The organism is uncultured Tessaracoccus sp., assembly GCF_947286155.1.
Lineage (GTDB): Bacteria > Actinomycetota > Actinomycetes > Propionibacteriales > Propionibacteriaceae > Arachnia.
In genome coordinates this window covers 1-16,732 of record NZ_CAMYPD010000050.1, presented here as the reverse complement: position 1 = coordinate 16,732, position 16,732 = coordinate 1, and the positions used below count along the sequence as shown (strand labels likewise).

The following is a 16,732-nucleotide window of genomic DNA, read 5'->3' as shown; positions in this document are numbered from 1 at the left end:
GTGTTGGCGTCGCTGTTCGCAGCGGGCGCGGGCACCGTCGGAGAGTACGAACACTGCGCATTTTTCACCGCCGGTACGGGCCAGTTTCGGCCCATCGGCGATGCCAACCCCACCATCGGCCAGGTGGGGGAGTTGGAGCGCGTCGCCGAGCACCGCGTCGAGCTGACGTTTCCGCGACGACTGCGTAGTGAGGTCGTGGCCGCGTTGCGCGCCGCCCACCCTTACGAGGAGCCCGCGTTTCACGTCGTGGAGAACATGGCTTGAGCCTTGTCGGCGGAACTGCGGGTGGGGGCGTACCCGATAGACTGGGCGTTCTCGTACGCCAGCTGCAAGGAGCACCTGTGAGTGACGATATTTTTGTTGAGTCCGACGACGCGGCCATCAAGCCTGTGGTTGCGGTGGTGGGCCGACCCAACGTCGGGAAATCCACGCTGGTGAACCGCATTCTTGGGCGGCGTGCGGCCGTCGTGCAAGACCAGCCGGGTGTCACGAGAGATCGCATCAGCTACGACGCGAACTGGAACGGCAAAGACTTCGTCGTCGTCGATACCGGCGGCTGGGTTTCCGATGGCAAGGGCATGGCTGCGCAGATCGCGGAGCAGGCCGAGCTGGCTATTGCTACGGCCGACGCCGTGTTGTTCGTCGTGGACGCCACCGTCGGCACACTCGACGAAGACGAAGCCGTGGTGCGGGTGCTGCGTCGCAGCAAGAAGCCGGTCATCCTGGCTGCCAACAAGGTCGACGATCAGCGCCACGAGGCGAACGCCGCCACCATGTGGAACCTTGGGCTGGGGGAGCCGTATCCCGTCTCTGCGCTGCATGGGCGGGGCTCCGGCGATCTCCTCGACGCCGTCCTCGCGGCCCTTCCCGACGCTCCCTCCACGCCGTTCGTGGAGCGGTCTGGGCCGCGTCGCGTGGCGATCGTCGGCAAGCCGAACGTGGGGAAGTCGTCGCTGCTCAACCGCTTGTCAGGGCAGCAGCGTTCCGTGGTCTCCGATATCTCCGGCACGACGGTCGACCCCGTCGACGAGATCGTCGAGGTGGGCGGCAACATCTACCACTTCGTCGACACCGCCGGCATCCGCCGCCGCGTCAAGGAAGCCAGTGGACACGAGTACTACGCGAGCCTGCGCACGCAGGCGGCCATCGAGCGCGCCGAGGTGTGCATTCTGGTGATCGACGCGTCCGAACCCATCACCGACCAGGACCTACGCATCTTGAGCTCCATCGAGGAGAGCGGGCGCGCGCTCGTCGTCGCGTTTAACAAGTGGGATCTCACCGATGAGGAACGTCGCCGCTACCTAGAGCGCGAGGTGGAGCGTGATCTCGTGGCCTTCCAATGGGCGCCGACGGTGAACATCTCCGCACTGACTGGGCGCAACGTCGAGAAGCTGTCAAAGGCGATTGAGGAGTCTGCGGAAGGCTGGGAGACCCGTGTCTCGACGGGCAAACTCAACTCGTTCTTGGGCAGGCTGGCTGCGTCGCATCCGCACCCGGTGCGCGGCGGCAAGCAGCCCCGCATTTTGTTCGGCACGCAGGCACATAACTGCCCGCCGACCTTCGCGCTGTTCACCAGCGGACAGATGGACCAGTCGTATGTTCGCTTCATCGAGCGCCGCTTGCGCGAAGATTTCGGGTTCCGCGGCTCGCCCGTCCACCTCGAGGTCCGCGCCCGTCAGAAGCGCAATGCTGCGCGTTGATGATGCGTAGCGCCGCGCCTTCCCCGACCGTCGAATAGGGGCGGCCCTCACCCGACCGTCGAGTAGGGCCGAAGGCCCGTATCGAGACGCATCGATTGAAAAACTTCAAAATCCGTACGCAGTTTGACCAAACACCCCTAAATCGGGCCCTTCATCTCAGCTGCGTACGGATTTTGAAGTTTCGTATTACTCAACCACCTAGCGCCCCCTCCCATGATTGAGTAGCGCCCGCAGGGCGCGTATCGAAATCATCCACAGTTTGCTTTCCGTCTTGAGCGAGGTAGACTCAACATTGAAGTTGAGCCGCCCAGGCTCAAGAGCTAGAGGAGCAACCATGACAACCAGCTACTACGACCCGTTCCGCGAATTCGGCCGCGCCATCAACTCTGCGTTCCGCACGCCTGGCAGCGTCGGCATGCCGATGGACCTGTACCGCGACAAGGAGGCGTTCGTCGCGAACATCGACCTCCCCGGCGTGGACCCCGACTCCATCGATATCGACATCGAGGAAAACACCCTCACCGTTCGGGCCGAGCGCAAGGCCACGGTCACCAGCGAAGACACCGAGTGGCTCACCCGCGAGCGCTCCACCGGCACCTATGCACGTCAGCTGTCGCTCGGCAACGGGGTGGCACTCGACCAGATCGAGGCCAATTACAACGACGGTGTGCTCACCATCACGCTTCCCATCGCTGAGCAGGCCAAGCCACGCAAGGTTACGGTGACGCGTTCGAGCGTTGACCACAAGGTCCAGGCCGAGGTGGAAGACTAAACACACGCAGCACAACGCGCCGCATTTGCACAACGTGTTTGGCCTGTACTAGTGTTCAGGCAATTTGAGCACAATTCGAAGGCGGCGCATGAGTACACACCTGCAATCTCCACAACCTCCGCTCGATGACGATTTCTCATTCGAAGCCGTGCCACAGCAAAGCCGACGTTCCTTTTGGGCCGTCGGCTTTGTTATGCTCGGCTTCACGTTCTTCTCGGCATCGATGAGCGTTGGCGCAAAACTCGGCAATGGGCTGAGCTTCACTCACTACACGCAGGCCGTGCTGATCGGCGGCGTCATCCTCGCCATCTACACCGGGGCGCTCGGATTCGTCGGCGCCAAAACCGGCATGGGCTTCGACCTCCTCGCACAGCAATCCTTCGGATCGCTCGGCAGCTTGCTCCCCTCAGCACTGATCTCGCTGACTCAGATGGGCTGGTTCGGCGTCGGCGTCGCGATGTTCGCTATCCCGACGGCGGAGCTCCTGCACATCGGCCCGTGGCCGATCATCATCATCGCGGGCGCACTGATGACCGCGTCGGCCTACTTCGGCATCAAAGCCATCGAGATCGTCAGCTTCATCTCCGTACCGCTGATTGCCGTACTCGGCACGTATTCGATGGTGCTCGCCACTTCCGACGGCGGCGGCCTCAGCCAGATGTTCGCCTCATCCACTGGGATGCCGCTCATGACCGGCGTGGCGCTTGTCGTCGGCTCATTCGTATCCGGTGGATCCGCCACCCCGAACTTCACGCGGTTCGCGAAGTCCACACGATCTGCCGTGGTCACCACCGTGGTGGCGTTCCTGCTCGGCAACACGCTGATGTTCAGCTTCGGTGCGGTGGGCGGCGCGCTCACGGGCAAGGACGACATCTTCTACGTGATGATCGCCCAGGGGCTGGCCGTGCCGGCACTCATCGTGCTCGGCGCGAACATCTGGACGACGAACAACAACGCCCTCTACACCACCGGCCTCGGGTTCGCGAACGTGACCAAGATCGCGAAGAAGCCCCTCGTTTTGGTAGCCGGCGTGCTTGGAACGCTCCTCGCGCTGTGGCTGTACGACAACTTCGTCGTCTGGTTGAACCTCCTCAACGCCACACTGCCACCCATCGGCGCAATCCTGATCGCCGATTACTTCTCTAGGCCCTGGCACTACGCCGGTGGTGGAGAGAAGCCGCGCTACCGCGTCGTATGGGGCTCGGTGGCCGGCGTACTGGCGGGTGCCGCCGTCGGATGGTTCGTGCCATGGGGCATCGCATCCATCAACGCCATGGCGGTAGCGTTGGTGGTGTACCTGGTCGGAGCACGAATCCAGAAATCGGTGCAGCAACGATGAATCTCCTTATAAGAAACGTCCGAATTGAGAACGCGGAGCAGCTCAGCTGTATCCGCATCGAGCAGGGCCGGTTCGCCGAAATTGAGCCAGCCCTCGAACCGCGCGACGGGGAGCGCGTCGTCGACTATCACGGCCAGCTCGCACTGCCGCCGATCATCGAATCGCACGTGCACCTCGATTCCGCCCTGACTGCTGGTCAGCCTCGCTACAACGAGTCCGGGACGCTCTTCGAAGGCATCGAGGTGTGGAGCGAACGAAAGCGCAACCTCACCGTCGACGATGTGAAGGAGCGTGTGGGTAGGGCGGTACGTCAGCAGGCGCGATTCGGCATTCAGTTCGTGCGAAGCCACGTCGATGTCACCGACCCCGAGCTCACCGCCTTGCGCGCGCTACTCGAACTTCGCGAGGAACTCCGCGACGACGTCACCCTGCAGCTCGTCGCGTTCCCGCAGGAAGGCATCGACTCGTTCCCGAATGGGCGCGCGCTCATGCGCAAGGCCGCGGAGATGGGAGTCGATGCGATCGGCGCCATCCCGCACTTTGAGTTCACGCGCGAATACTCGGTGTCGTCGCTCAACTTCGCGATGGAGCTGGCGCAGGAATTCAATCTTCTCGTGGACGTGCACTGCGACGAGATCGACGACGAAGCATCCCGCGGCCTCGAAACCCTGGCCACCAGGGCCTACGAGGCTGGCATCGGCGAGCGCGTCACCGCGTCGCACACCACAGCGATGCACTCGTACAACAATGCCTACTTCATCCGACTGCTTCGCTTGCTGCAGATGAGCGGTATTAACTTCGTCTCGAACCCGATGGTGAACACACACCTACAGGGACGGATGGACACCTACCCCAAACGACGAGGCGTCACCCGCGTGAAGGAACTCACCGACGCGGGGCTGAACGTGAGCTTCGGGCAGGACGACATCGTCGACCCCTGGAATCCGCTCGGCACGGGCAACCTGCGCGACGTAGTGCTGAACGGGCTGTACGTAACCCAGATGATGGGGCACCAGCAGATCGTGGACTCGTACCGCTTCATCACACACAACGCGGCCCGCACGCTGCACCTCGAGGAGTACGGCATCGAGGTGGGTAAGCCCGCGAACTTCGTCGTGTTCGACGCGAACGATTGGGTGGAAGCGCTGTCGTTCAACGCCGACGTGCTGGCGTCGTACCGTGGCGGACGCGAGCTCTACAAGGCAGAACCCGCCCGTCGTGAGGTGCTGTTCTGAGCTGACCACTCAACTGGCGCGACGCCCGTCGGTGCGGTAATGTTCATCCTCGGACTTAAGGTCCGACGGGCTGTAGCGCAGTTTGGTAGCGCACTTGACTGGGGGTCAAGGGGTCGCAGGTTCAAATCCTGTCAGCCCGACCATGGGGGGGTAGCTCGTTGGTTTCCGGTCGTTGAAGCTGCAGGTGGTTGAGTAACCCGCGAAGCGGGCGTATCGATTGCACGTGCTCCCAGCGGGTGCTCTACTTGGGTGCATGCTCAATGCCGTGCAGATCCGTCCGCTCTCTGTCGACGATGCGCCCGCGATGGCTGAGGTGCTGAGAGCAGCATCGCTCTATGAGTTTATTGGCGGCTCGCCACCATCGGCAGCGGAGCTCGCAAGGCGCTATGCCGTACAGGTCGCGGGCGTGTCGCCGGATGGGCAGGAACGGTGGATCAATGAGGTGGTCGTTCTTGAACCCCATGACCGGCCTATCGGGTACGTGCAGGCGACCATTCCTATCGCTGGTGGCCCGACGGAGATTGCCTGGGTGATCGGTGAACCATGGCAAGGGCACGGGTACGCCGCCCGAGCGGCACAGCTCCTCGTGGAACTCCTGGCTGGACGAGGCGTGACCGAGCTGGTTGCCCACATCCACCCCGATAACGTTGCCTCACAAAAGATCGCACAACGACTCGGGCTACAACCGACGAATCTCATCGTTGAAGGCGAGACCCGCTGGGAAGGACCCTGCGGGTGATCGATCAGTGAGTTCCTCCGAAAGATAGATCAAGCTCGTGGCTCGTCTACCCACCACGAACCTGATCTATCTTCGCCCTGCGCGTACTCTTGCGGGTATGACGCTCAAAGATTCAGATCAAGTGAAGACCGCCCCGCTCGTCGCCGTCGGGCTGTGCGGCGGTTTCGCGGTGGCGCGCGAATCCGGCATCCGTGCGCTTGGAGGCGCGGTGCTCGCCGGCGCCGGGCTGTACGCGGGCCGCACCTGGCTGCGCAAAGGGGGAGTGGGGAAGACCGCGCTGCTGACCGCGCTCTACATGGGCGGGTTCGGCTACTCCCACAAGCTCGCCAAGAAGATTGGCGCCTGGCCATCCGTGCTTGCTGTCACCGCCGTCGCAGCAGGCGCAGCGCACTGCCTCGTGGATGAGGAGTAGCGGCGCCACTTCTCGGTGGTTGAGTAGCGCCGCAGCCCCCCGGTGGTTGAGTAGCGCCGTAGGCGCCTATCGAAACCACGTCGCTGCGTCTCGATACAGCGGCTACGCCGTCTACTCGACGACCAGAGCAGCTTCGCTGCATCACCCAGCCAGGGCCCGCTTCACCTTTGCTGCGACGGTGGCACCCTCGGCGCGACCGCTCACCTTCGCATTCACGGCCTTCATGATCTGGCCCATCTGCTTCATCGTGGGCTTCTCGCCCGACGCGTCGGCAGCCGCCTGCACCTCGTCGGCGATGATCTGGTCGAGTTCCTCGTCGGTGAGCATGGCGGGGAGGTACTTGGAGAGCACATCGGCCTCCGCAGTTTCAGCCTCCGCCAGCTCAGGACGACCACCGTCGATGTAGGCCTGCGCGGAGTCCTTCCGGGCGCGCACCTCGCGCTGCAGCACCGCAACCTCTTCATCCTCGGTGAGTTCGCGGGCGACGTCGCCAGCAACCTTCTCCTTCTTCAGCGCGGCAATGGCCATGCGCAGCGTGGTGGTGAGGGTCTTGTCTTTGGCTCGCATGGCGGCAACCATGTCGTCGTGGATCTGCTTCTCGAGGCTCATCTATGGCTCCTAATTACTAGTACGGCCTTCATTTTTCCACACCCCAACAAGCGCGACGTCGCCAACATAGGGCATAGTCACCTGCGTGAATAGGAACCCGACGCCACGAACACTGCGTATCCTCGAGTCCCTTCTGTTGGGTTCGCTCACATTCGGGTTGTTCTTCGGCGCCGGCAACCTAATTTTTCCTGTGTCGCTCGGGCTGCAGGCTGGCAACAATGGGGTTCCCGCTGCGCTCGGCTTCCTCGTCGCGGCGGTGGGCATCCCTGTCCTCGGCGTCATTGCGACGGCCACCGCAGGCACCCGCAGTTTGCCCGAGCTGGCATCACGGGTGCACCCCGTGTTCGCGATGGTGTTTACCTGCGCGCTCTACCTCACGATCGGCCCGTTCTTTGCGATACCCCGCACCGCCACCGTGTCGTACGAGATCGCCTTCGGCAACTCAGAAGGCACGGGAAATGCGCTCGCGCTCGCGGTGTTCAGTGCGGTCTTTTTCATACTCGTACTCGTCGCTGCCCTTCGCCCCGGGCGCATCCTCGACATCGTCGGCAAATTCCTCACACCCATCTTCCTCGCGCTCCTCGGCGTGCTCCTCGTCGCCGCCTTCCTTGCCCCGGCAGCCCCAGCGCCGGACCCCGTCGGGGCTTATGCCTCGCACGCGGCTGCGCGTGGCATCCTCGATGGCTACAACACGATGGACGGGCTCGCATCCCTCGCGTTCGCCATCATCGTGATCGATTCCGCGCGCAAGCTCGGTGTCACGGGCAAGGGGCGCATCGCAACAGAGGTATGCAAGGCAGGTGCAGTTGCCGCTGTCGCGATGGGCGCGATCTACCTCGCACTCGCGGTGCTGGGCTCGCGCATGACTGAGCTGGTGGCCCGCGACACCAACGGGGCGGTCGCACTGGCGACGATGTCACGCTGGTTGTTCGGCAGCACGGGGCATGTTCTCGCCGCGCTGATTATGTTCGTCGCGTGTTTGAAGACCGCGATCGGCCTCATCGTCGCTAGCGCTGAAACCTTCTCGCTCATGTTTCCCCGGCTCGGGAGCCAGCGACGGTGGGCCATCGGCTTCACACTGTGGTCGCTCATCATGGCGAATCTCGGCCTCGACACCATCATCCATGCAGCCGTGCCAGTGCTCCAGGTGCTCTATCCCATGGCCATCATGCTCATCGTGCTCGGCTTGCTGGACCGTTTCGTCGCGGGTCAGGCAGCCATCCACTGGATGCCAGTCCTCTTCGCGGGCTTGGCATCACTGGCGACGGTGCTCGTCAGCGCTGGCTGGTTGCCCAGCGGTGCGTGGACGCGCCTGCTTCCCGGGTTCGACTTGGGGTTTGGGTGGGTGCTCCCTGCGGCCGTGGGTTTCCTCGTCGGGGGAGTGGTCAGCGTTTGGCGACGCTCCCCAAGCTCGCGATCCACACGCTGACGCAGAACGTCGCGGCTGCCAACGCGGCGTACCAGGCCTTTACCGTGAGGTCAGCACCGTGCGCGACGACGGTGAGCCCCATCGCCACCTCACACACCACCAACACCGCCAGCACGGCACCAAACACGCGAGTATCGCTGCGGCGCAGGCCTTGCACCGCCACCAGCGCAGTAAGAACTGCGGCAACCCCGCCCAGCACCAGACGCACCCACTGCCAGGCCACGTTGCCGTCGGCCTCGATGATGCGCCACACCGGCCAACTCATGCACCGGGTGAGCGAACCGGAACCCGCCACCAACACGCTGCAGATGTGAAACGCGAACAGTGCCCCAACGGCACCCCAGGCTAGGCGTCCAGTAGCGGGTGGCTGCCACCGTCGGGGATACCGCAGTACGCACACAACAGCCACGGTGATCGCGACGAGCGCGATAAGGCTGGCCCCGAGATCGAAGGCAGCCCAAGCTTTCGAGATGCCAACCTTCACCGTCAGCATCCCCAGCACACCAGCGATCATGGCGCCGACGAACGCCACCCACGGCAGCACTCTGACCAGCGGATCTTTCACGCGGAGCCCGACGATCGCCGCGGTCAGCAGGAGTGGGCCGCAGCTGACGGCGACCACTCGGTGCACGAACTCCAGGATGGGGTTGAGCTGCGCTTCCGGCGCGATCTGGCCGACGTAGCAGCCCGGCCAGTTCGGGCACGCAGCGCTGGAGTCCGTCGCGCACACCACCGAACCCAAGGCCACCGCGGCGAAGGTGACGATCGCGGCAGCGACGAACACCGCCCTCGTCACAGCTCCCGGCACCGCACCCTGCTCCACTTGGCCTACCTCCTGCTCGTCATGCTGTTCCCCCGACATGCTAGGAAGCCCCTCGATGACTGTTGCAGCCGGGTCGCCACAAGCACGCCCGCGGCCATCGCCAGGAATTGTCAGAGGCAGTTGTTAAGCTTCCAAGCAATCGATATAGCTCTGCGAGGAGGCGGCCCGTGAAGTTCATCGCAACAGGCGATTGGCAGCTCGGCATGACCGCGCATTATCTCGACGAACAGGCACGCCCACGCTACCTGGAGGCCCGGTTCGAGGCTGTGCGGCACATCGGGGCGTTGGCTGACGAACACGGTGCTGAGTTCGTCGTCGTATGCGGCGACGTGTTCGAATCAAATCAACTCGATCGACGAGTGCTGGCGCAGGCCTTTGAAGCCATGCGCGCCATCGCTGTTCCTCTGGTGCTGGTTCCCGGCAACCATGATCCACTTGATGCTTCCTCCATCTATAACTCGCAGGCGTTCCAACAGCGTTGTCCCAGTCACGTTCACGTCCTTCGCAGCGGCGAGCCGTTCGCGGTGCGCGAGGGCGTCGAAGTTGTGGGAGCGCCTTGGAAGTCCAAACGCCCGCTCACAGATCTCCTGGGCGAGGCTATCGACGGCCTCGAGCTACCGTCGGGCAGCGTTGTCCGCGTGCTCGCCGGACACGGGGCAGCGTCAACCCTCAACCCAGACCCGGACGAGCCCTCCACCTTCGACGTCCCACGGCTCACTCAGGCGCTGGACGATGGCTTGATCCACTTCGTCGCGGTGGGAGACAAGCACTCCACCACTCAAGTGGCCGACGGCATTTGGTACCCCGGCACACCCGAGGTCACGAGCCGACGCGAGCCAGATCCGGGCAACGTGCTGCTGGTCGAGGTGCAGCCAGACGGAATCAACGTTGAGACGTTGCACGTCGGGCAGTGGCAGTTTCTCGTTGTGGAAGCCACCCTCGGCTCCGGCGCCGACGTGGAGGCCCTCACCCGACGCCTGGAGCGCGTCGCGCACAAGTCCCGCACTGCGGTGTGGCTACGGCTGTCCGGTTCCATCACAACGGTGCAGCATGCACAGCTCGAAGCGGCACTCGACGATCTCGCGCATCTCTTCGCAAAACTCAGTATCTGGGAACGCCACAACGACCTAGCGGTGATTCCTGACGATGCCGACTTCTCCGACCTCGGCCTCACCGGGTTTGCCGACGACGCGCTGCAGGAACTCATCCAACGTGCTTCCAGCGACGACGATGACGACGCGGGGGCAGCACACGACGCCCTCAGCTTGCTGTACCGCTTCGCAGGAGGTGCGCGATGAAGCTGCATGCCATCACGCTGCGCAACTACCGAGGCATCGTCGAGCGCACCATCGAGTTCGACGAGCACATCACCGTCGTCGCTGGCCCGAATGAGGTAGGTAAGTCGTCGGTGGCGGAGGCGCTTCGCCTGCTTCGTACGGAGCTGGATAGCACGAAGAAGAGTGCCGTAAAGGAGGTACAAACCGTCGGGCTCGATGCTGGCCCCGAGGCAGAAGTCGATGTGAGCACGGGGAAGTATCGCCTGACGTACCGCAAGCGCTGGCTGAAGAAGCCCCTCACGGAACTTCACGTCATCGAGCCCAAACCGGAACAGCTCTCGGGCAGGGAAGCACACGAGCGCTACCTCGCCATTCTCAACGAGACCACCGACGTGGCTCTGCTCGACGCATTGGAGAGCCGCCAAGGAGAATCCCTGCGCCAGCCGCAGCTCGTCAATTTGCGATCGTTGCAGAGCGCGCTCGGAGACGAGAGCCCGTCGGAGAGCGACGACCTGATGCTCCGCCGTATCGACGAGGAGTTCTTGCGCTATTTCACCCCGACGGGGAAGCCAACAGGCAGTTATGCCGCTGCCGAGGCACGCGTTAACGAGGCGCAGGAAGCGCTCGATGCAGCTCAGTCGGCGAGCACCCACATGCAGCAGCTCACCGATGAACACGCATTGGTGGCTGAGCGCATCACGGACCTAACAAAGCAACAGGCCCACAGCGCAGAAGAGGTCACCGAGTTTCAGCAACAAGCCGATGCCGCCGAGGCAGCAGAGGACGCACTGCGCTCAGCAGCGTCGAAGCTCACCTCAGCGCAATCAGCCTTGCAGCATGTACTGGATGCTCAATCCAGTCGACGACTGAGCGTCCAGCGGCTAACGGAAGACGAGCATGAGTTGCAAGCACAGCGTGTGCATCTGGCGCAGTTGTTAGAAGAACGCGACGCGGCTGTGCAGGCGCATGCAGAAACCGAAGCGGAGCTCAATGCCCTGCAACGGCACCTCGATGAGGCCCAGGCTGAACAAGAGCACGCCGAGCAACGCCTGCTCCATGCCCGCAGCATCGCTCAGCGTGAGCTCCTCACCAAGCGCCTCGCTGAAGTACGCGAAGCCGACGCCATCCGCACACGGGCTGCGGCCGTACTCGATGCGAACCACATCGATGACGCGGCCGTCGTTCGCCTCGTCACGCTGCAGGCCAACCTCGACGCCGCCACGGCAGCCAGCGAGGCTGCAGCCGCGCTCGTTACCGTCGACGTGCATGGTCAACAGCCAGTGCAACTCGACGACGAATCGCTGGAGCAGAGCGCGCACGTCGTTCGCCCGGTGCTCGAACCCGTACGAATACACGTCGACGATGTGCTCACCGTGGAGGTCCGGCCGGGTAAATCTCCCGACGAGGAACGCACCCGCCTCGCAGAGGCCACCGCCGCGTTGCATCGGGCGTTCGACGAACTCTCCGTCGCGACAATCGATGATGCGAAGGATGCTGCAGCCGCCCGCCACGACGCGTCGTTGGCACTGGAGCGCGCATCGGTTGCGTTGGAACACCTTCTCGACGGCGCATCGATCACCGATCTCGAGCACGAGGTGGCGGCGCTGCAGGCCACGATGGGGGAGGAGCCAGCTCCTGAAGCACCCATCCCGGAACTCGAGGACGCCTACATCCGTGCCGGGCAGCGTCGCGACGAAGCCCAACAGCAACGAGATACCTCCGCAACGGCGCTCACCGCGCGCGAGGCTTCGGCACACGCTGCGGCGTTGGCGTACGAGAAGACGGCGAGTGCTGTGGGGTCCCGCCAGGCGGCGTTCGAGCTGCACCAGCAGCGGCTAGCCCAAGACCGCGTTGCCAAAGCCGATGCCGTCCTCGACGAGGAGGCCACGCAAGCCCAAGGCGCCGTAACGGAAGCAACCGCCGCGCGTGACGCTGCGCAAAGTAAGTTCGACGATGCCGACGTCGACACCGTGCGCATGTGGCTTGCGAACGCCGAAGGCAATCATGCTTCGGCCTCCGAGCAGCTGAACGATGCGAAGTCGCGGCTCACGGAGCTGGGCGCCCTCATCGACGATCGTGCCCGCCTCGGCCTCTTTGACGCCCTCGTCGAGGCCAGGGCCGAACTCGAGGCAGCCGTCGATGAGCATGCGCGGCTGCACCGTGCGGCATCGGCAGCGAAACTGCTGCGTGAGGTATGGCTTCGACATCGAAGCGCCGCCCAAGAACGCTACGTGGAACCGTTCAAGGAGCGCCTAGAATCGCTGGCCAAAGTGGTGTTCGGGAAGGATGTGCAGGTAGAGATCGACCCCGAGCTCAACATCGTCTCGCGCACACTCGACGGGCGTACCGTCGCGTTCAGCCAGCTGTCCGGCGGCGCGCAGGAGCAACTCGCGCTTCTGGGCAGGCTCACCTGTGCGAATCTCGTCTCCCCAGATGAGGGAGCTCCGGTCATCATCGACGACGCTCTCGGCTTTTCGGATCCCCAGCGGTTGCGTGCTCTGGGGTTGGCGCTGGGGCAAGTCGGCCAGCACGCGCAAATCATCCTGATGACGTGCCAACCAGATCGCTATCAGCAGGTGGGCAAGGCACGTCGAGTGGAACTCACGAGCATCACGTAGGCGAGTAATGGGCACGTGTTGCTCGTTGTTTGCTCAACGTTTACCCCAGCAGCCAGCCAGTTGCACCGCCCGTGCCTTTATTGTCTGGGGCATCGATCCAAGGAGTTTATCTATGTTCAAACGCATCGTGGCCCCCGTGTTCACCACGTTGTTGGTGGCCAGCGGCCTCGCCAGCACGGCTCAAGCGGATGAGTCCGCACCCTCGTCCCTCCGCATCGCCACCTTCAATGCCAGCCTGAATCGCTCCGCCGAAGGCGAGCTCATCCAGCACCTCAGCAACGGCGACAACGAGCAGGCACGCAATGCTGCTGAAACTATTCAGCGCGCGAACCCCGACATCATCCTGGTCAACGAGTTCGACTACGACGAGAACGGCACGGCCCAAGACCTGTTCCGCACGAACTACCTCGAGGTCTCGCAGCACGGTGCCGACCCGGTCACCTACCCGTATGCCTGGAGCGGCCCGGTCAACACCGGCGTGCCGTCTGGCTTGGATCTCAACAACGACGGCGAGGTCGGCGGCCCGGACGACGCCTGGGGCTTCGGCATGTTCCCCGGCCAATACGGCTTCGTCGTGTACTCGAAGTACCCCATCAAGGCTGACGACATCCGCACCTTCCAGAACTTCCTGTGGAAGGACATGCCCGACAACGTCATGCCCGAGAACTGGTTCGACGCCGACGAGGTCGAGCAGGTGCGTCTCTCGTCGAAGACCCACGCCGACATCCCCGTCCGAGTAGGCGACGAGACGCTCCATGTTCTCGCCGCACACCCGACACCGCCGTCCTTCGACGGCCCGGAACAGCGCAACAAGCGGCGCAACAACGACGAGATCCGCATCTGGGCCGACTACATCTCCGGCAAGGCAGATTATCTCTACGACGACAAGGGCACCAAGGGCGGCCTCGAAGCCGGTTCGCACTTCACAATCCTCGGCGACTACAACTCCGACCCCAACGACGGCGACTCCATGCCCGGCTCTATCGACCAGCTACTGAATCACCCCCTCGTGCTGGACCCAAAGCCGACGTCGGATGGCGCCGTCGAGGCAGCGAAGCAAGGTGGCGCGAACGACAGCCATAAGTCTGACCCGAAGTACGACACCGCTGATTTCAACGACGACCCGCGCCCCGGCAACATCCGGGTCGACTACACGTTGTTCAACGCCGAAACCATGCAGGTCAGCGATGCGGGCGTGTTCTGGCCGGTGAAATCCGACCCGCTGTCGAGGCTCACCGGGGAGTACCCGTTCCCCACCTCGGACCACCGCCTCGTGTGGGCCGACGTGACGCTCAAGGGCAGCGCCCAGGGTGACGAATCCGACGACGACCAGAACGACGCTAAGCGTCCCTCACCTGAGCGCCCTGATCTGCCACAGACTGGGGTCTGAACCCGGCACAGCGCAACCAAGTAGCGGGCACCGCAGTCATGGGTGCCCGCTACTGTGTGTTGCAAGGTACGTTCAAGCAACAAGGAGTACTCCCATGCCAGATGCCGTTGCACCCCACCCTGAGTTTGCCGACGACGCCGCCACCCTCGCGCCGATCACCCACGAGCGCCTCGTCGCAACGCTGCAGAACATGGAGCTTGAATTCGAAGAGGAAGACGGGCTCCTCTCCGCGGTCATCGAGGGCGGACACCCCTGTTGGCTCACGGTCACTGGGCCCGGCGACGAGGACATCGCGCTCAATGTGCAGGCCAGGTGGTGGCCGAGCCTCGACGTCAGCAACCTCGGTGTCGCCTTCCAGACGGTCAACGAATGGAACGGCAACCAGCTCTTTCCGAGAGCCATCACCATCCCCGATGAAGACGACAACTGCGTCTTTGTGGCCGACTTCACCCACGACTTCGACCGAGGTGTCACTGACCAGCAGCTTGAGAACGCCGTCGCTGTTGGTGTGACCACCATCATGAATTTCTTCGACTTCCTGAACGCCCAATTCCCAGATGCCCTCGACGACGATTACCGCTTCGCCGGGGACGAGCAACCGAGCGCCCAGTGAGCCTCGTGGGCCGAGATGCGCCAGCCACCGATTCGAGAGATGATGACTGGCGATGATCGTCGAAACCAACATCGTCCGGCTCTATGACTCTCGGCACCCGCTGCGCACTGCATCGGGTGTCGAACTCACTGAGGTGGACGTCGCCTACGAAACCTACGGCACGCTGAACGAGGCACGCAGCAACGCCGTCTTCGTGTGCCACGCACTCACCGGCGACGCGCATGCAGCAGGGCACCACGCGGGGGAGGAGAAACCCGGCTGGTGGGACAACCTCATTGGGCCCGGCAAGCCGCTCGATACTGACCGCTGGTTCGTCGTCTCCGCCAATCTCCTCGGCGGCTGCTCGGGCACGACGGGGCCGTCGTCCACCAACCCTGCGACGGGCAAACCGTACGGTCTCGATTTTCCCTTGCTCGCTGTCTCCGACTTTGTCACCGTGCACCGCAAGCTAGGGGAGCACCTGGGCATCAGCCATTGGGCGGCGCTCGTCGGGGGCTCGCTGGGTGGCATGCAGGTGTTGGATTGGGTGCTGCGCCACCCAGAAGACACGGATAACGCCATAATCATCGCTGCGTCGTCGCGCCTGACAGCGCAAAACATTGCGTTTTCCGCCGTCGGCCGGCAAGCCATCATGCGCGACCCAGAGTTCCACAACGGTCAGTTTCATGAGCTCGATACCGCACCTGCGCGCGGGTTGTCCGTCGCGAGAATGATGGCGCACATCACCTATCTGTCTGAGGAAGCATTCGGCGAGAAGTTCGGACGCCAAGCCCAGTACCAGCAGTTGACGAAGAACTTCGGCGTCGACTTCGCCGTCGAAAGCTATCTGGAATACCAGGGCGAGAAGTTCCTGTCGCGCTTCGACGCGCTCAGCTACCTCTACTTGTCGCGCGCCATGGACTACTTCGACGCGTTCGCCGACGACGATGCTCTCGACCGCTTGAGCCAGTATCAGGTGACCTTCCTCATCATGAGCTTCGATTCCGACTGGCGGTATTCGACGAAGGACTCGCGGCGCATCGTCCGCCACCTGGAGCGTGCCCATCAACCGGTGTCGTTCCGAGAAATCCAGTCGCCGTGGGGGCACGACTCGTTTCTGCTCGACATCGACGACTACCACGCCACCATCCGCGCATTCCTCGACCGAGCATGGGAGAGCCGATGACTGCCCGCGCCGACTTCGACCTCATCACCCAACTGGTTCCAGAGCGCTCGCGCGTGCTCGATCTCGGCTGCGGCGACGGCGAGCTGCTCTTGCGCCTGCACGATAAGGGCTGCACCGGGCTCGGCGTCGAAATCGAACCTTCCGAGGTGCTCTCAGCGATCCGCAGCGGTGTGAGCGTGATTGAGCTGGATATCGACGAACAGCTCGACGAATTCGCCGACGACTCGTTCGACGTCGTCATCCTCTCGCGCACGCTGCAGGCGGTGCACCGCCCGACTGAGGTGCTCTCCCAGATCCGACGCATCGCGCACCAAGCCATCGTGTCGATGCCGAACTTCGTTGTCTGGCGCAACCGCGCACGCATCCTGCGCGGTCGGATGCCCATCTCCAGCGACCTTCCGTTCGAGTGGTTCGACACGCCCAACCTGCACTACACGTCCATCAAAGACCTCGAGCCGCTGTTCAACCGGATGGGCTTCCGCATCGACCGCCGGCTCACTCTCGACGAGCACGGCCACCAGCACCGCTTCGGCAATCTGTTCGGCAACTGGCTGGGCAGCGCCGGCCTGTACCTGTCTCTTATACACATCTCCGAGCCCACGAGACGTAGA

General features: G+C 63.4%; 15 protein-coding genes and 1 tRNA gene. 14 read left to right on the top strand and 2 right to left on the bottom strand.

The window, feature by feature from the left end:
• From Q0X68_RS11185 to Q0X68_RS11150, 8 genes are all read left to right on the top strand, one after another.
• A complete protein-coding gene (locus Q0X68_RS11185; RefSeq protein WP_297751731.1) occupies positions 1-264 on the top strand; it encodes a hypothetical protein in 264 nt (87 codons plus the stop codon).
• Between the two features lie 77 nt (positions 265-341).
• Complete coding sequence (gene der, locus Q0X68_RS11180; RefSeq protein WP_297751728.1) at positions 342-1,700, top strand: ribosome biogenesis GTPase Der; 1,359 nt, start codon at positions 342-344, stop codon at positions 1,698-1,700.
• A gap of 334 nt (positions 1,701-2,034) precedes the next feature.
• Positions 2,035-2,472, top strand: a complete 438-nt coding sequence (locus tag Q0X68_RS11175) for an Hsp20/alpha crystallin family protein (protein ID WP_108872011.1) — start codon at positions 2,035-2,037, stop codon at positions 2,470-2,472.
• An 88-nt stretch (positions 2,473-2,560) separates the two neighbouring features.
• Positions 2,561-3,811, top strand: coding sequence for a cytosine permease (codB, locus tag Q0X68_RS11170; protein WP_297751725.1), 1,251 nt, complete (start codon positions 2,561-2,563; stop codon positions 3,809-3,811).
• Positions 3,808-5,046, top strand: coding sequence for a cytosine deaminase (gene codA, locus Q0X68_RS11165; protein WP_297751722.1), 1,239 nt, complete (start codon positions 3,808-3,810; stop codon positions 5,044-5,046). The genes codB and codA overlap by 4 nt, the downstream gene beginning before the upstream one ends.
• A 66-nt stretch (positions 5,047-5,112) precedes the next feature.
• A tRNA-Pro gene (locus Q0X68_RS11160) sits at positions 5,113-5,189 on the top strand.
• A gap of 110 nt (positions 5,190-5,299) precedes the next feature.
• Entirely contained in the window at positions 5,300-5,785 is a 486-nt protein-coding gene (locus tag Q0X68_RS11155) for a GNAT family N-acetyltransferase (protein WP_297751719.1), read from the top strand.
• Positions 5,786-5,882: 97 nt separating this feature from the next.
• The gene (locus Q0X68_RS11150) at positions 5,883-6,197 is read left to right on the top strand and encodes a hypothetical protein (protein ID WP_297751716.1); all 315 of its coding nucleotides are present in this window, start codon (positions 5,883-5,885) and stop codon (positions 6,195-6,197) included.
• Positions 6,198-6,338: 141 nt separating this feature from the next.
• On the opposite strand, the gene Q0X68_RS11145 is transcribed toward Q0X68_RS11150, so the two are convergent.
• Positions 6,339-6,806, bottom strand: a complete 468-nt coding sequence (locus Q0X68_RS11145) for a GatB/YqeY domain-containing protein (RefSeq protein WP_297751713.1) — start codon at positions 6,804-6,806, stop codon at positions 6,339-6,341.
• 136 nt (positions 6,807-6,942) lie between these two features.
• On the opposite strand from Q0X68_RS11145, the gene brnQ reads away from it, so the two are divergent.
• Positions 6,943-8,235 (top strand): branched-chain amino acid transport system II carrier protein, encoded by a 1,293-nt coding sequence (gene brnQ / locus Q0X68_RS11140; protein ID WP_297751710.1) that lies wholly within the window; start codon positions 6,943-6,945, stop codon positions 8,233-8,235.
• Here the strand turns inward: brnQ and Q0X68_RS11135 are convergent.
• Positions 8,192-9,097, bottom strand: a complete 906-nt coding sequence (locus tag Q0X68_RS11135) for a heme A synthase (protein ID WP_297751707.1) — start codon at positions 9,095-9,097, stop codon at positions 8,192-8,194. The two genes, brnQ and Q0X68_RS11135, sit on opposite strands and share 44 nt — an antisense overlap.
• A 128-nt stretch (positions 9,098-9,225) precedes the next feature.
• On the opposite strand from Q0X68_RS11135, the gene Q0X68_RS11130 reads away from it, so the two are divergent.
• From Q0X68_RS11130 to Q0X68_RS11110, 5 genes are all read left to right on the top strand, one after another.
• The gene (locus Q0X68_RS11130) at positions 9,226-10,356 is read left to right on the top strand and encodes a metallophosphoesterase (protein WP_297751704.1); all 1,131 of its coding nucleotides are present in this window, start codon (positions 9,226-9,228) and stop codon (positions 10,354-10,356) included.
• Positions 10,353-12,953, top strand: a complete 2,601-nt coding sequence (locus Q0X68_RS11125; protein ID WP_297751701.1) for an AAA family ATPase — start codon at positions 10,353-10,355, stop codon at positions 12,951-12,953. Before Q0X68_RS11130 ends, Q0X68_RS11125 begins: the two co-directional genes overlap by 4 nt.
• Before the next feature lie 112 nt (positions 12,954-13,065).
• Complete coding sequence (locus Q0X68_RS11120) at positions 13,066-14,343, top strand: endonuclease/exonuclease/phosphatase family protein (protein ID WP_297751697.1); 1,278 nt, start codon at positions 13,066-13,068, stop codon at positions 14,341-14,343.
• Between the two features lie 94 nt (positions 14,344-14,437).
• Positions 14,438-14,956: a YbjN domain-containing protein gene (locus Q0X68_RS11115; RefSeq protein WP_297751694.1), complete on the top strand. Its 519-nt coding sequence runs from the start codon at positions 14,438-14,440 to the stop codon at positions 14,954-14,956.
• Positions 14,957-15,008: 52 nt separating this feature from the next.
• A complete protein-coding gene (locus tag Q0X68_RS11110; RefSeq protein WP_297751691.1) occupies positions 15,009-16,121 on the top strand; it encodes a homoserine O-acetyltransferase in 1,113 nt (370 codons plus the stop codon).
• Positions 16,122-16,732 lie beyond the last annotated feature (611 nt).

Excerpts from the sequence above, each read along its gene's own strand:
- Q0X68_RS11135 (WP_297751707.1), bottom strand. The coding sequence starts at position 9,097 with ATGTCGGGGGAACAGCATGACGAGCAGGAGGTAGGCCAAGTGGAGCAG.
- Q0X68_RS11150 (WP_297751716.1), top strand. The coding sequence starts at position 5,883 with ATGACGCTCAAAGATTCAGATCAAGTGAAGACCGCCCCGCTCGTCGCC.
- codB (WP_297751725.1), top strand. The coding sequence starts at position 2,561 with ATGAGTACACACCTGCAATCTCCACAACCTCCGCTCGATGACGATTTC.
- codA (WP_297751722.1), top strand. The coding sequence starts at position 3,808 with ATGAATCTCCTTATAAGAAACGTCCGAATTGAGAACGCGGAGCAGCTC.
- Q0X68_RS11145 (WP_297751713.1), bottom strand. The coding sequence starts at position 6,806 with ATGAGCCTCGAGAAGCAGATCCACGACGACATGGTTGCCGCCATGCGA.
- Q0X68_RS11125 (WP_297751701.1), top strand. The coding sequence starts at position 10,353 with ATGAAGCTGCATGCCATCACGCTGCGCAACTACCGAGGCATCGTCGAG.
- Q0X68_RS11175 (WP_108872011.1), top strand. The coding sequence starts at position 2,035 with ATGACAACCAGCTACTACGACCCGTTCCGCGAATTCGGCCGCGCCATC.
- Q0X68_RS11120 (WP_297751697.1), top strand. The coding sequence starts at position 13,066 with ATGTTCAAACGCATCGTGGCCCCCGTGTTCACCACGTTGTTGGTGGCC.
- Q0X68_RS11155 (WP_297751719.1), top strand. The coding sequence starts at position 5,300 with ATGCTCAATGCCGTGCAGATCCGTCCGCTCTCTGTCGACGATGCGCCC.
- Q0X68_RS11110 (WP_297751691.1), top strand. The coding sequence starts at position 15,009 with ATGATCGTCGAAACCAACATCGTCCGGCTCTATGACTCTCGGCACCCG.
- Q0X68_RS11115 (WP_297751694.1), top strand. The coding sequence starts at position 14,438 with ATGCCAGATGCCGTTGCACCCCACCCTGAGTTTGCCGACGACGCCGCC.